Annotated in this window: 1 pseudogene; it reads right to left on the reverse strand. The window is 60.9% G+C overall.

Annotated elements, in window-relative coordinates:
* Nucleotides 1-71 precede the first annotated feature (71 nt).
* A pseudogene (locus tag G3I71_RS46635) lies at nucleotides 72-509 on the reverse strand (DNA sulfur modification protein DndD); the annotation flags it as partial.

A 509-nucleotide genomic window follows, 5' to 3' on the forward strand; every position in this document is an offset into this window, starting at 1 on the left:
ACTGAGTAATGCCCGTGGTGCGCTTCAGCCGTACCAGTCGGTCCTTGGCAGGCTGGGAAAGGCGGACGTTATCAAGCGACATGGGAGACTCCTGCGTTCCACCAGTATCCCTCGACGGCGGTGGTCGTGAAATTCGTGTCGTCGTGAACCAGGGTGTAGGTGTGGGCGACGGATTTCTTCAAGCGGCCCAGCAGATACTCGTCAATTTCCTCGTCGGTGGAGAGCAGCAGAACCTGGTCGCTGGCGTACGGGAAGTAGCGGTCGACAAGGTGTTCGCGGTGGAGGCTGTCAAGGCGGCCTAGTGGGGTGTCGATGACGCTGGGCAGGCGGTTGCCTGCGACCTTCATCAACCCCCAGAGAAGGGAAACCGCGAGGATCTGGCGCTCGCCAGCACTGAGGCGGCCCGGGTCGACCGGTTCGCCAGTGGAGTCGGACATTGAGAGCGTGAACTTGTCGGTGTCGATGCGCAGGTCCTGGATCAGACCATGTTTCCGCATGAGCTCCTTGAA

Origin of the sequence: Streptomyces sp. SID12501, from assembly GCF_010550245.1 — a bacterium.
GTDB lineage: Bacteria > Actinomycetota > Actinomycetes > Streptomycetales > Streptomycetaceae > Streptomyces.